The organism is Metabacillus niabensis, from assembly GCF_020524345.1.
GTDB classification, from domain to species: Bacteria; Bacillota; Bacilli; order Bacillales; family Bacillaceae; genus Metabacillus; species Metabacillus niabensis_B.
In genome coordinates this window covers 143,400-157,543 of sequence record NZ_JAIVLH010000015.1, presented here as the reverse complement: position 1 = coordinate 157,543, position 14,144 = coordinate 143,400, and the positions used below count along the sequence as shown (strand labels likewise).

Genomic DNA, 14,144 nt, shown 5'->3' with positions numbered 1-14,144 from the left:
AATAAAGTAAAAGATCTATAAAGAAAGGCGACTATCCGTTCATTTTTGAACGGATAGTCGCCTTTTTCAATATACATCCTTGCAAGGCCACTAAAAAACGTAAGTTTTTCAGTGGCCTCTTATGCGGGCTATCTTTTTTTGCTTTTCACCTTATTTTTTTTCCGCTAACCAAGAAGCGACAACTTCAGCATCTGCATCATTTAATAATCCTTTTGGCATACCGCCTTGTCCATTAATAATGATGCTTTTAATTTCATCTTCACTGTATTTTGCACCAACTTCTTGTAATTTTGGACCTGATCCGCCTTCAAGGTCCCGACCATGACAACCGATGCAGCTTTTTTGAACGATTTCCTCAGCATTGCCCGCTGTTTCAGTTGTAGTACCGCCTTCCGTTGTTTCTTCTGCTGGTTCTTCAGCACCTCCGCAAGCACTTAACACAAGAACTGTTCCAAATAATAAGGCCAATAATTTTGTTTTCATAACTGCCACTCCTAGCACATCATTATGGTAAATACTCCAATTCAAGGATATTATAACCTATCTATACCCTTTTGAAACCCTCACCCAGCACCTCAGATGCGTCTGTCACCGTGACAAAAGCATGTGGATCGATATGTCTGACAACTTGTTTCAATTTTGTGAATTCTGTTTGATCAACCACACACATTAACACTGGACGTTCATTGTTAGTGAATCCCCCATGTGCAGCAAGCCTTGTGACACCGCGATCAATTTCATGTAAAATTGCATCCTGCACTTCCTGCTGTTTATTCGTAATAATCATTGTCATTTTTGAACGGCCCCAACCAATTTGGACAATATCAATCGTTTTGCTTGTTACATATAAACCAATTAGCGCATAAAGACCTCTTTCAATATCAAACACAAAAGCAGCTGATAACACAATTAATCCATCTATAAGTGCCACACATGTCCCAAGTGATAAACCTGTATATTTATGGATAATTTGCGCCGCAAGATCTGTTCCGCCTGTAGATGCTTTTCCCCGGAAGACGATGCCAAGACCAAGTCCTATACAAATCCCGCCAAAAAGTGATCCTAGTAACGGATCCATTGTTGCAGGCTCCCATTCTCTGGTGAGGTACACCACGAATGGAACAAAAATCGTTCCAATCAATGTTTTGAAACCAAATTGTTTTCCTAAAAGGATAACACCTGCAATAAATAACGGGATATTAAAAGACCATTGCACATAAGCCGGCTCAAATCCAAATGTGGCGTCAAGAATTGTACTGATTCCACTCACACCACCAGAAGCCACTCGATTAGGTAATAAAAATAAGTTAAAACCGATGGCGACAAATGCAGAACCAACTACTATGTATATATACTCCATGATTTTTTCTATTTTTGGATTTTCGATATTTCTTCTTTTCATGTTCAAACCATTTTCCTCCCTATTCACATAGTGAATGATCCTAGAAGAGTATAGCACCTGAGTTTTCCTATGTGAATAACAGCTAGATAACGTGGTAGTGAGGTAAAGAAGTTATGGTTAGTGTTTGTTAGATGTGGGGATTTTACACAAGGAAACTTTGGGGTGATGTTTTTTGGGGGAGAAAAAAAACGCACTTATGTAGGCGTTAGTTATTTTCACGAAATCATTCTGTGTCATTCGATTGTTCAATTAATGGCATTCATCCTCTGTTTTTTGGTTCAGTATTTTTAATAGGGCGACAACGTCTTCTGTTTGAGACCGTTCTATTCGATTTACTGTTTCTTTAATATCTATTACATCTGATTTTAATTTTCCGGTGTCATTTTTAAGTAGGTTAACCTCGGTCTTTAATTCTTGTGTATCGTTTTTTAATAATTGAACATTCACCTTAAGTTCTTTTGTATCTGTTTTTAGAAGCTTGACGTCTCCTTTTAGTTCTTTCGTGTCTGTTTTTAATAATTGAACATCTCCTCTTAGTTCTTTCGTGTTCCTTTTTAATAGCTGGACATCTCCTTTTAGTTCTCTCGTGTCCGTTTTTAATGACTGGACATCTCCTTTTAATTCTTTTGTGTCCGTTTTTAATAACTGGACATCTCCTCTTAATTCTTTTGTGTCCGTTTTTAATGACTGGACATCTCCCCTTAGTTCTTTCGTGTCCGTTTTTAATGACTGGACATCTCCCCTTAGTTCTTTCGTGTCTACTTTTAATATCTTAACGTTAGATATTACTCCTTTCATATCCTTTTGTAGTTCTAATAAGATGTTCAGTATTTGTTTCTCCATAGTCTCTATCACCTCTCTTAGATTTTTCACCTTATGTATTTACCATTATTATGACATGTTTTTTTTCAGAAGAAAAATAGCCAAAAGTAAAAAATCACACTGAATTTAATACATAATCAGTGTGATTTTTTACTTTTATATTATGAAAGTTTTGAACGTAAAAAGGCATCAATAAATGGATCTAGCTCTCCATCCATTACCGCATGAACGTTCCCGATTTCTGTGTTTGTACGGTGGTCTTTTACCATTGAGTATGGGTGGAATACGTATGAACGGATTTGGCTTCCCCAGCCAATGTCCTTTTGTTCACCACGGATTTCCGCAAGCTCTGCTTCCTGCTCTTCAATACGCTTTTGATAAAGTTTTGCTTGAAGCATTTTCATCGCACGTTCACGGTTTTTAATTTGTGAACGCTCTGTTTGACATGTTACAACGATGTTTGTTGGTGTATGTGTGATACGAACGGCAGAGTCTGTTGTATTGATGTGCTGTCCACCGGCACCACTTGCACGGTACGTGTCAATTTTTAAATCTTCTGTACGGATTTCAATGTCGATTTCTTCATTGAATTCAGGCATGACCTCACAGGAAACGAATGACGTATGACGACGCCCTGATGAGTCGAATGGAGAAATACGGACTAATCGGTGTACGCCTTTTTCAGCTTTTAAATAGCCATATGCGTTATGACCTTTAATGAGAAGTGTTACACTCTTGATCCCTGCTTCGTCACCTGGTAGGTAATCAAGGGTTTCAACCTTAAAGCCTTTTTTCTCTGCCCAGCGAGTGTACATACGAAGAAGCATGGAGCCCCAGTCCTGTGACTCAGTTCCACCTGCACCCGGGTGAAGCTCAAGGATGGCGTTGTTTTTATCGTGTTGTTCGCTTAGTAAGAGTTGAAGTTCAAAGTCGTTAAGTTGTGAAACAAGTTCTTTCATTTCGGACACAAGTTCACCTTGCAGGTCTTCGTCTTCTTCTTCTTTTACAAGTTCATATGTTAGTTGAAGATTTTCGTAGGATTCGTTTAGGTTGTGGAATTGGTCCACCATTTCTTTTAGTGCGTTTGTTTCATTGATAATGGCTTGTGCTGCGTTTTGGTTGTCCCAGAAGTCCGGGGCTGTCATTTGTGCTTCTAGTTGTTGGATTCGTGCTTCTTTGATGTCGAGGTCAAAGAGACCCCCTGAAGTCCGCTAAACGTTTAGCTGTTTTTTCAAGTTCTTGTCGAATTTCTACTAGTTCCATATTGTTCACTCCATTTATAAAATTAAGTCTTCTTAAATTGGCCGTTGATTTCCGCTGCAGGCATTCGCTTTCCGTGGGCGGTCCGGGAGCCTCCTCGGCGCTGTGCGCCTGCGGGGTCTCCCTAGGACACGTACTCCCACAGGAGTCTCATGCCTTCCGCTCCAATCAACTTATTGCTATAAAAATCGTAAGAATAAAATTAACATTCTAACTGCTATTTACTCGCAAACAAGAGAGAGGTGTTCAACCTCTCTCTTCTTCAATAATTGTTTATTATATCCTGTAATGGCTGTGGAATGCTAGTTATTGTCCGCAGCAGTTTTTATATTTTTTTCCGCTTCCGCAGATACAAGCGTCGTTGCGGCCGATTTCGACCACTTTACGTTTTGGTTTCTTTTTCGGTGCTTCGTCGCCTTCTTTTGGGTGTACGGCTGTTTGTCCTTGTGCCACTTCCTGGCGTTCAAGGTTGTTGCGGATTTGGGCTTTCATGATGAATTTTGCGACATCTTCTTCGATGGCAGCGATCATGTTTTCAAACATGGCGAAGCCTTCCATTTGGTATTCACGTAGCGGGTCGTTTTGACCGTATGCACGTAAATGGATACCTTGACGAAGTTGATCCATTGCATCGATATGGTCCATCCACTTTGTATCAACAGCACGAAGAAGGATTACTTTTTCAAATTCGCGCATTTGTTCTTGGCCGAAATCTTCTTCCTTCGTATCGTAGTGTGCATGTGCTTTTGCATAGATAAACTCAACCATTTCTTCCGGATCTTTACGACGAAGATCACCGATTGCCAGCTCATCCTCTTGAAGAATATTCGCGTTCATATAATCAAGAATTCCTTCAAGATTCCACTCTTCCTCTACCTCATCTTTAGGAGTGTACATGGCAACTGCACGCTCGATTGTTGATTTCAGCATTTTCTCAACGATTTCTCGAAGGTTGTCAGAATCAAGAACCTCGAAGCGCTGTTTATAAATAACTTCACGTTGTTGACGAAGAACATCATCATATTGAAGTAACTGTTTACGTGCATCAAAGTTATTACCTTCTACACGTTTTTGCGCTGATTCAACTGCACGTGAAACAATTTTGCTTTGAATTGGCTGGGTATCATCCATCCCAAGACGATCCATCATGTTCATCATATTTTCAGAGCCAAAGCGGCGCATCAATTCATCTTCCATGGAAAGATAGAATTGCGTAATACCAGGATCACCTTGACGACCGGAACGTCCACGAAGCTGGTTATCAATACGACGAGATTCATGACGCTCTGTCCCGATAACAGCTAACCCGCCAAGTTCACGAACACCTTCGCCTAGCTTGATATCAGTACCACGACCAGCCATGTTTGTCGCAATTGTTACTGATCCCCGATGACCTGCGTTTTCGATGATCTCCGCTTCTTTTTCATGGTTTTTCGCATTCAAGACATGATGCGGAACGCCTTTTTTCTTTAAAAGCTGTGAAAGTAATTCAGATGTTTCAACCGCAACTGTCCCAACTAACACAGGCTGACCCAAGTCATAACGTTGCTTCACTTCTTCCACAACAGCACGGAATTTACCTTCCATAGAACGGTATACTAAGTCGGCTCTATCATCACGAGCGATCGGTTTGTTTGTTGGAATCGCCACAACCTGCATGTTGTAAATATTACGGAACTCTTCTTCCTCTGTTTTGGCTGTACCTGTCATACCAGACAGCTTTTTGTACATACGGAAGTAGTTTTGGAATGTGATTGTAGCTAGTGTCATGCTTTCGTTTTGGATTTCAAGGCCTTCTTTTGCCTCAATCGCCTGGTGAAGTCCATCACTATAGCGACGCCCCTTCATTAAACGACCTGTAAACGAGTCGACGATGACAACTTGTCCTTCTTCCACCACATAATCCACATCATTTTGCATTACGAACTGGGCTTTTAACGCCTGATTAATGTGGTGTAGAAGCGCCACATGTGAAATATCATAGAGATTTTCAATTCCGAACGCTTTTTCAGCTTTCGTCATACCTTCTTCAGTTAGCTGAACTGCCTTTGTTTTCACATCATATGTGAAGTCTTCTTCTTGTTTAAGTTGACGGACAAATCCGTTCGCTTGAATATAAAGCTTCGTTGATTTTGCCGCCTGTCCGGAGATAATCAGCGGTGTTCTCGCTTCATCGACTAAAATCGAGTCAACTTCATCGATAACGGCAAAATTAAGCGGACGCTGTACCATCTGTTCACGATAAAGAACCATGTTATCACGTAAGTAATCAAAACCTAATTCATTATTTGTTGAATACGTAATATCTGCAGCATATGCTTCACGCTTTTCATCTTTGCTTAGTGAATTTAAGTTAAGACCTACTGTTAAGCCTAAAAACTCAAACAGCTGTCCCATTTCATGCGCATCACGACTAGCTAAGTATTCATTGACTGTCACAACATGTACACCTTCACCGGAAAGTGCATTTAAATAAACAGGCATCGTGGAAGTTAATGTTTTCCCTTCCCCTGTTTTCATCTCGGAAATATTCCCTTCATGTAAGGAAATACCACCCATTAACTGTACTTTATAAGGATATAATCCCAATACACGCTTCGCTGCTTCACGAACAACAGCAAACGCCTCTATTAATAAATCATCAAGCGAAGCACCTTTTGCTACGCGATCTTTAAATTCTTCTGTTTTTGCTTTTAAAGCCTCATCAGATAAGCCGTTCATTTGACCGCTTAACGCTTCAATCTGATCAGCCATCTTTTCATAACGATTTAACGCACGTTTGTTAAAATCAAACACCTTATTTAAAATTCCAAGCATGTAATACGCTCCTCTGTGTTTAGAGTGAAGATCATATAAAACTATTGTCTACCCTTTATTTTAGCACTATTTATGGTGGGGGACAACTGAACAGATGACTAAGTGGGAAATTGTCTGGGGAGGAAAACTTGAAAGTTTGCTTGTGTAGGTGTATTTGCTTTAAAACACTTAAAAGTAAAGTTATTCATGGTGTTTTTTAAACCGTTAAACGTAAGAACCGGTTCGTTTCATTTCGCTCTAGACACAAGATTCGCCGGGAGGAAGCCGAGCATCCCCAGCTTCGCTTGCGGGGTCTCGGCCTTTTTTCACTTCCTGCAGGAGTCAAGTGTATTCCGCTCCATTCCACTATCGTTGCCGAAATTATATCTAGCATAAACCATTACGTAACAGTATTGTATACAAGTTTTATATCATGAGTGCTTACTTAAAGTAAAAATGAGTAAGGGTTATCTGGCATAACTTTCATTACTCCGATATTTTATTTACAGACCCTATTTAAAAGTGATTTACAGGTTTTCAGGTTCACTCACTTTTGCTTTTTTATTAAGATGTAAAAACACATTCGTAATCATTTTTGAAAATAAAACAACAAATACATATAACAAAAAAATATAAAAGTAATTTGCTCCATTTTTCAGATGAAAGAGATGATGAGCCACAATTATTGGTTTAAATATAAAGGATAAAAATAAGATTAACCCCAAATTATAAAGATAAAAGTTTTTCTTATTTTTTAAGATCCATTGATACAACAAAATAAATAACACCGGTACTAAAGAAGTGTCAATTCCAACATGGATCGGTAAAAAAGGGACTGCTTTATACGGATATTCAAAAAAATTATATCTTGTCCCTATTGCGTCCGTGTATACCATCCATGCATGGATATTAAAACCATAGAAACCTAATAAAAATACCCTTTTTTTATCAATAAGAAAATATAGAACAACTAATGGAATAATAATAAAACTAACATTTAACCAAAATTGCCAAGTATCGAAAGCTGAATAATCCAGCCAGTAATCGATCCATCCATTTGAAACCTTTTCTTGAGTTTCTTTTAATTCTTTTAGCTGATTCAGCTGTTCTTGTGGGAGATCCTTCCTCATACATCCACCTCTTATATAAGTTGGTCGTCTTATTATTGGCAATTGTATGGAAATAAAATCCCCCTTTTTTATTCTGCAAAAAAATAATTCATATAGTTAAGGAACGATCAGCGAAGAAAGGACTCCACCTCTTCCTTTGTCGGCATTCCTGATTGTGCACCTAGCTTAGTAACAGATAGAGCAGCTGCAGCATTGGCAAACCGACTGGCCTCCATCAATGATCGTCCACTGCTAAGAGAAAAAGCCAATGCCCCATTGAACGTATCTCCCGCCCCAGTAGAATCAACTACGTTGACCTGATATCCGCTAATAAGCTGCTCCTTCCCCTCTTGTTGGAGCTGAATTCCCTTTGATCCTCTTGTAACAATGCTTTTTGTTTTTAATGCCTCTGCTTCTTCCTGTGATAGATTTGCACTTGAAAGAAGGCTCTCTAGTTCATGTTCGTTTGGTGTGAGATAGCTTGACTGGAGAACCAACTTTTTAGGCAGCTCCTGCATTGGTGCTGGATTTAGGATGACTGGTACATTATGTTTATGTGCTAATTCAGTTGCCTCAATAACGCTCTCTATTGGTATTTCTAATTGAAGTAAAATAATATCCGCATTTGCAATTAGCTGTTCATGTTGTTGAACAAGTGCTGGTCTGAGTTTATGATTGGCACCTGGAATCACGATGATGCTGTTGTCTCCTTCTGATAATGTAATTGCAGCGACACCGCTCGAAGTATCGGACATGGTTTGGATGTGTGATGTGTCGACACCTTGTTTCTGTAGATGTTGTTTTAGCTCACTGCCAAACGCATCATCACCCACACAGCCAAGTAAGGTCACATCCCCTCCCAGTTTTGCAGCAGCCACTGCTTGATTTGCACCTTTTCCACCGGGTACTGTGATAAACTTTTCACCTAGAACGGTCTCGCCAACTTTTGGAATTGTGTTTGTTTGAGTTACAAGGTCCATGTTGATACTGCCAATGACAACGATTTTTGGTTTCTTCATCGTGTGTTTTCCCCCTCAACGTAAAACAGCGCCCTTAAAGGCGCTGCTCATTTTATACATGTGGCTCAATTAAGCCGTACTTTCCATCTTTCCGTTTATATACAACATTTGTTTTATTCGTTTTTGCATCCGTGTAAACGAAGAAGCTATGTCCAAGCATATCCATTTGAAGAATGGCTTCCTCACTGTCCATCGGCTTAAGATTGAATCGTTTTGTCCGAACAACCTCTTCATCTTCATCCAGCTCATCCTGTGGCAGATCCTCAGGCTGGTAATTGCTAAACACAAACTTTGGAGCACCCTGCTCACGAAGCTTGCGGTTCACTTTTGTTTTATGTTTTCGAATTTGTCGCTCTAATTTATTCACCACAAGATCAATCGCTGCGTACATATCCTGGTGATTTTCCTCTGCACGTAGAACCAGATCTGTCATTGGAATGGTCACTTCTATTTTAGATTCCTGATCATTATAGTACTTTAAGTTAACATTGACATTCGCGTCAACAGACTCTTCAAAGTATCTCTCAAGCTTACCAATTTTCTTTTCTGCATATTCTCTTAATGCTGGAGTTATTTCAATGTTTTCCCCTCTGACGTTATATCTCATGATTGAACTCCTCCTTTATGATAAAGCTATGTAGTACTATTTCTATATTTCCCTGCTTGTCTCCTGCATAAACTTAAAAAAACTTTGAAAACTTTGTGACTTTTTGTAGAAGTTTGTATGGTTAGGTAAAGTTTGTGAAGGGGGCATTAAGGGTATGTAAATAGTTTATGATTTGTGGGTTGATTAAATGAAAAAACTCAATTGAAATTGGTGAGTTTTTAAATGGAATCACAGGGATTCCTTTTTCTTAGTTTTTCATCTCTATGGGTAGATTTGGTGTAGTGGCTTAAGGGGGAATCTTTGAGGACTTGTGGTTTAGGTGAATTGAGATTGGTTTCATTCACGTCGTTTTTTATCATGTTGTAATGTTTTAACTAAAATGAAATCAACGGTTTCTTGTGTTTCGGATCATTCAACGCGGAAACCGTCCATTTTCTTTTCCATTCTGTCCAACCGTCTTTCCATTTGGTCGAATCTTTGATCCACTTTGTCTGAATGTAACTTAAAAGCATGTAGGATTTCTTTAAACATGGTTTCTTGTTCCATGACTGCACCTCCTTCACTATTTTCAACCTTATCATAGCGGAATTTACATTGTTTTACTAGATGATGTAGTTATAACTTTTCTTACAGAAAAAACTCGCCAATTGGACGAGTTTTACTGTGTAATATACGGCTGAAGCTGACTCTGAACGGATTCCTTCCAGGCTAAATAAGCAGGGAATAATTGATTTTTCACAAAGTCTTGATGAGTAGCTAAGGATGTAAAAATTGATGACTCCTCATCTAATGCCATGATCACCTGATCAAACTTCTCCAACTCTTCAACAAGCTCACGTTCTTCCTGTAATACAGCATGAAGTGTCTTATGAGTAGAATCTACATGATAGAAGGCAGCTAAAATATCTTTGAAGATACGGTCCCCTTCTGTTAACTCAAGGTTTGAAAAGCTTTGGACCACATAGTCAAATCCCTCTTCAATGGTGGTTAAGAGATTATAGTAGAAATGAATCATCTCATAATGATTTTCTGTTAAGGTTGTCATGTCTTTCACCTATTTTCGTTTATCATAGAACATACCATCTGATGTGGAGACGTTTTGGTATGGATTGACGTATTGTTGTGATGTTTTCTTACTCTTTTTTGTTTGAATCATATCTTGTTGAATCTGTGCTTTTAGCTCAGTGAATTTAGCTGTGATCACATCATTCCAGGTGAGTATTTGCTGAAATAACTCTTTCTCCGAAGATGTAAACGGTGGTTGCACCTTAGGTAAAAGCTGTTCACGCTTCTCTAACAAAGATGTTATCTTCTCAATCCGTTCCTCTCTTTCATCCTTTGCTAGAGGTTGTAAAACAAGCTGATAGAGCTGTTCTGATAGTTGATAAACCTGTTCAAACGCACTCACTTACGCTTGTCCACCTTGACGATGTTGTTGCTGACGATTCATTTGGATCACTTGTTTCCACGTATCACGGAATTCCACAACAAGACCTTCCACTTCTTTTAAAATGGACGCATCATTTTTCACATTCGCTTCTGTTAAACGATAGTTCATATAATCATACATCACAGACATGTTTTGAGAGATTTCAATATCCATGTTTAATGTAATCATCAGCTCGGTAATGATTTTTTGTGCTTTTTGGATATTTGTATTTTTATCTTGAAAGTTATTGTCTTCGATAGCAAGTGTAGCTTGTTTGATAAACTTTAGGCAGCCGTTGTATAGCATTAAGGTTACTTCACCAGGTGATGCAGTTGTGACTGAATTTTGTTGATAGGCTGCATATGGGTTATTCATTGCCATGTATAAAACTCCCTTTTATTTATTATGCAAATTGCTGCATGAGATAGGACATTTGTGAGTTTGATTGCTGGATTGCTTTTTCCATTGCTGTGAATTGGCGCCAGTAGCGGTCTTCAATCTGAGCTAATCGGTCATTGAATCGATCAATTTGATCCTCTATTTGATTTAGGTTTTTGCCAAGGGTAAATTGGTTATTCACTTTCAAGGCATTACCGGCTCTTTCCTCAATCTTAGTTACTGTATCTTTTATCGTTGAACGCAGCCTTTTCGCAATTCCTGTTGTTTCTTCAGTTGTTCCAGTTGCATTAAAAAGTTGATAGACTGCCGTAGGGTTTTCTTGAATTTTTTCTCGTAATTTTGTTTCATCAATGGTTAATTTACCTTTGTCCAAATAATTAGATGTTGTAGTGATGCCAATATCGGCTAGTTGTTTAACCCCTTCAACATTTGAAGTATTTGTAACTGGAGCATAAAAATCCATTCTCATATTATTTAGTCCACTCGATAGAATGGAATCATTTTTTAATAATCCGCTTTTGGCTTTTTCTTCCCATAGCTCGATTGTTTTATCTTCCATATCACTCTTTTGCTCATCTGTTAGTGGTTGATAATCACGATAGCGTTCTTCAGAAATTTTACCATTTATTTTTTCAATCACTTCATTGTATTTATTTACAAATTGAACAATCGAATCCATAATGCTGTCAACATCTGTTGTTGATGAAACTGATACTGGACTGGTTGTAACTCCTTTTGCAGTGTATTCAATTCCATTTATGGTAAAGGTGTTTGAACTCATTTGCATTTCATATCCATTTACTTTTACGGTTGCATCCTGTCCCGGTCTAGCAGGATCTGAATCTAGAGTAGTCCCTGTCCATGTAAATCCAAGACTACTCATAAATGATTGTGTAGCTGAAGCGGCATCCGGATCTCGATCATCTAAAGAAATTTCTGAACCTGACCCAGTTTTATGATTTGTAAAAATGATGGTTTCCTTATATGTGCCTCCATCGTTAATGTTCGCTTTCATTGCGGTTACACCTAGATTAGAGGAGTTTATTTTACTTATTACCTGATCAATGCTATCTGTTGCAGATAACTTAACAGACGCATACCGATCATCAGTAGCACCAGGATCACTTACTTTAAATTTCAATTCAATATCCTGTGGAGTATAGTTAACTGGATTAGACGTTTTCCAGCTAGCTGAACTAGCTAAGTTTAGAACATCTATTGTTGCAGAAACATTCGTCTGTGCATTAACTGCTTTGGCTGTCACCTTTGAATCATCAGAACTCGTGACTGACTTCTTTAAGAAAGTAGCTTCTCTTCCTATACTATTTTGATTAACAAAAAGCATATCATCGAGTTCTTTTAATAATTTATTCATTTCCCGATAATCATCACGCTGCCACTCTACTGTCTGCTTTTTTTGTGTCAACTTATCTAGGGGGATGCGTTCCGCTTTCATCAAGTCACTTACAATCGTATCAATATCCATCCCACTTGCTAATCCACCAATTCGCATTGCCATAAAGACACCACCTTATATCTTTTTATCTACTATTAAACCGATGAACTCTGTCATCGCTGCGTATACATCTAGTACTTTTTTAGAAGGAATTTCCCGAACAACTTCTTTTGTGGCATTGTCTACGACTGTAACATAGTACTCATTTAGTTTTTCATGTAGTTTGAATTCAATATGTGTGCTTGAGAATTCAATAAAATTGTTTATTCCTTTGACTGCTTTTTCTAGTTGTTCTTTTGATGGCTGCTCAAGAGGTAATTGAGACTGCTCTTCATTTTTTATTTTTCTTTCGATATCATAATTTGTATTTATACTTGGAAGTGAAGTCTGTGATGTAAGGTTTTCAACAGGCATTGTCAACACTCCTATTATTATTGTCTATTCTTTTTATCGGTTAATTTCAGGAATTGTTTATACTGAACTTCGTAAATGATCTAAGCATTCTATTAGATTATTTACATAAACTTATTCTAGTTTTAACGTTAATCAAACAAACGTTCGTCATAATTGGATTGAGGTGATATAAATGAATAATTTAAAAACTATGTGTGTTGATAAAAGAAGTATACTTATTGCCAGCATTATTGGTGATGGAGAAATTACGAAGATTTATCCTAGATCTAGGAGAATTAATAATAGTTATAGAGAACATTTTAGTGTCAAACAGTTAGAATATCGAATATGGAAAACTAAGCAATTACCAGAATATTTTTATTTAACAAAAAAGAGTATGTGCTTGAGATCTAAATCTATACAACTATTTACTACATTATTTCCTTTCTTTTATGGCGATGACGGTGAAAAGCATATTCCAATAGACTTACTAATGTTTTGCAGTTCATTTTACTTTTTGCTTGTATTATACCTCGACGATGGATCATTAATTTTAAGTAAACGAATTAATGATAAATCCAAGAAGATCTATCTGATGCCCGCGATATCCTTTTATCTTCAATGTTACAAAAAGGAAGAATTAGAACTTCTTAGACAATTTATTTCAGAGCAATTCAAATTTGAGCTTAAACTGAATAAACGAAAGGATGGGAAAGGATATATTTTAAAAATGACAAAGACAAAAGATGTGTACAACTTTTTAAATGAGATCAAATCTAAAATAAGTAATTGTGATAGTATGCGGTATAAATTTGATTGGCAATATCGTTTTAATGTTGAAAAAGAGAAATTGCAATTTGATTATCCAGATTATACGGTTATTGAATCAGACTCTAAAAGATTTTCAAAGTACACAGAAAAAGAAGAAATAGACATAGTTAGGTTGAAATTGGAAGGTAAAACAGACAAGGCTATTGCTGAATACTTGAATCGAACTTATTGGTCTGTGGTATATAAGATAAGAGAGTTGAGAAAGAGAGGTTGCTTCCATAACTCTTTATCTTAAATAATTTATTTAGCACATATCATTTTTATAAAAAATGGGCTCTAGAAAATCTAGAAACCCATTTGTATTGATAATTAACGAAGAAGTTGTAGAACTCCTTGTGGTTGTTGGTTCGCTTGCTTTGCGACTGTATCTTTCGATAACAGAATAGACTATATCTTCATCCATGTTTTTCATGGAGCTGGGCACTTCGAACAGCTCTTGCTGCCCTACGAGATTCATAGTCATAGCTTTCGCCTTAGACCGTACTTCTCTAGTCGTTGAACCTTCTCCAGAGTTTCCTCACAGGAGCTTGGCTGCTGATTATCCATTGTGCCATCTTCATCATTTTCAAACCTTTACGCTGACCGTTTCCAGTTACGTTGTGGTTGATGAAGCTTTAGGAA

15 protein-coding genes are annotated in these 14,144 nt (G+C 37.8%); 1 reads left to right on the top strand and 14 read right to left on the bottom strand.

The window, feature by feature from the left end; genetic code table 11:
• Positions 1-150: 150 nt before the first annotated feature.
• The 14 genes from cccB to flaG all read right to left on the bottom strand — a co-directional run bounded on the left by cccB (position 151) and on the right by flaG (position 12,713).
• Entirely contained in the window at positions 151-483 is a 333-nt protein-coding gene (gene cccB, locus LC095_RS17185) for a cytochrome c551 (RefSeq protein ID WP_226529299.1), read from the bottom strand.
• 61 nt (positions 484-544) lie between these two features.
• Complete coding sequence (locus LC095_RS17180; RefSeq protein ID WP_226529304.1) at positions 545-1,402, bottom strand: YitT family protein; 858 nt, start codon at positions 1,400-1,402, stop codon at positions 545-547.
• 249 nt (positions 1,403-1,651) lie between these two features.
• On the bottom strand, positions 1,652-2,245 hold the full coding sequence (locus LC095_RS17175; RefSeq protein ID WP_226529298.1) for a hypothetical protein: 594 nt from the start codon (positions 2,243-2,245) through the stop codon (positions 1,652-1,654).
• Between the two features lie 140 nt (positions 2,246-2,385).
• Positions 2,386-3,487, bottom strand: a protein-coding gene (prfB, locus tag LC095_RS17170) for a peptide chain release factor 2 (RefSeq protein WP_226529297.1) whose coding sequence is annotated in 2 segments (ribosomal slippage) — positions 2,386-3,414 and positions 3,416-3,487 — 1,101 coding nt in all. Because the reading frame shifts where the segments join, the coding sequence is not laid out codon by codon here.
• Between the two features lie 303 nt (positions 3,488-3,790).
• Complete coding sequence (gene secA / locus LC095_RS17165; RefSeq protein WP_226529296.1) at positions 3,791-6,301, bottom strand: preprotein translocase subunit SecA; 2,511 nt, start codon at positions 6,299-6,301, stop codon at positions 3,791-3,793.
• Between the two features lie 506 nt (positions 6,302-6,807).
• Positions 6,808-7,410 carry a CBO0543 family protein gene (locus LC095_RS17160; RefSeq protein ID WP_226529295.1) on the bottom strand — a complete coding sequence of 201 codons (603 nt, stop codon included), beginning with the start codon at positions 7,408-7,410 and terminating at the stop codon, positions 6,808-6,810.
• A gap of 107 nt (positions 7,411-7,517) precedes the next feature.
• Entirely contained in the window at positions 7,518-8,408 is an 891-nt protein-coding gene (rbsK, locus tag LC095_RS17155; RefSeq protein ID WP_226529294.1) for a ribokinase, read from the bottom strand.
• A gap of 52 nt (positions 8,409-8,460) precedes the next feature.
• Positions 8,461-9,015, bottom strand: a complete 555-nt coding sequence (hpf, locus tag LC095_RS17150; RefSeq protein ID WP_226529293.1) for a ribosome hibernation-promoting factor, HPF/YfiA family — start codon at positions 9,013-9,015, stop codon at positions 8,461-8,463.
• Positions 9,016-9,423: 408 nt separating this feature from the next.
• Positions 9,424-9,561 carry a hypothetical protein gene (locus LC095_RS17145; protein WP_319005811.1) on the bottom strand — a complete coding sequence of 46 codons (138 nt, stop codon included), beginning with the start codon at positions 9,559-9,561 and terminating at the stop codon, positions 9,424-9,426.
• Between the two features lie 112 nt (positions 9,562-9,673).
• On the bottom strand, positions 9,674-10,060 hold the full coding sequence (locus LC095_RS17140) for a hypothetical protein (RefSeq protein ID WP_226529292.1): 387 nt from the start codon (positions 10,058-10,060) through the stop codon (positions 9,674-9,676).
• A 9-nt stretch (positions 10,061-10,069) separates the two neighbouring features.
• Positions 10,070-10,423, bottom strand: a complete 354-nt coding sequence (locus LC095_RS17135) for a flagellar protein FliT (RefSeq protein ID WP_226529291.1) — start codon at positions 10,421-10,423, stop codon at positions 10,070-10,072.
• Complete coding sequence (gene fliS / locus LC095_RS17130) at positions 10,424-10,825, bottom strand: flagellar export chaperone FliS (RefSeq protein ID WP_226529290.1); 402 nt, start codon at positions 10,823-10,825, stop codon at positions 10,424-10,426.
• A gap of 22 nt (positions 10,826-10,847) precedes the next feature.
• A complete protein-coding gene (locus tag LC095_RS17125) occupies positions 10,848-12,362 on the bottom strand; it encodes a flagellar hook-associated protein 2 (RefSeq protein WP_226529289.1) in 1,515 nt (504 codons plus the stop codon).
• A gap of 12 nt (positions 12,363-12,374) precedes the next feature.
• Positions 12,375-12,713: a flagellar protein FlaG gene (gene flaG, locus LC095_RS17120; protein ID WP_226529288.1), complete on the bottom strand. Its 339-nt coding sequence runs from the start codon at positions 12,711-12,713 to the stop codon at positions 12,375-12,377.
• A gap of 172 nt (positions 12,714-12,885) precedes the next feature.
• Between flaG and LC095_RS17115 the strand changes: the two genes are divergently transcribed.
• The gene (locus LC095_RS17115; RefSeq protein ID WP_226529287.1) at positions 12,886-13,758 is read left to right on the top strand and encodes a DNA endonuclease; all 873 of its coding nucleotides are present in this window, start codon (positions 12,886-12,888) and stop codon (positions 13,756-13,758) included.
• Positions 13,759-14,144 lie beyond the last annotated feature (386 nt).